At 57.8% G+C, this 232-nt stretch carries 1 protein-coding gene; it reads left to right on the forward strand.

What is annotated here, in order from left to right; translation table 11 throughout:
• Window positions 1-232: hypothetical protein (locus tag QD208_RS17625; protein WP_279837695.1), on the forward strand; the 232-nt coding region annotated here is incomplete at both ends.

A 232-nucleotide genomic window follows, 5' to 3' on the forward strand; every position in this document is an offset into this window, starting at 1 on the left:
GAGGCTGGTCTGTTCGACCTGCAGCTCGACGATCTCGCCGAGGTCAAAGTATGGCGTCGTAGGAAAGTTAACGGCGGCCCAGGCCCCTGGCAGCTTGAACCCTATTTCTTCACGAAGGCGACAGCGAAAAAGCCGTCGACTCCGACTGCCACGACCAAGAAAATGTTCGACGAGTTAGCGAAGGCCAAGTCTCAGCCGTTGTGGAGAGTGCTGGTCGCCCTGTCTATCCGTC

This window comes from Cobetia sp. 29-18-1 (assembly GCF_029846405.1).
Classification (GTDB): domain Bacteria; phylum Pseudomonadota; class Gammaproteobacteria; order Pseudomonadales; family Halomonadaceae; genus Cobetia; species Cobetia amphilecti.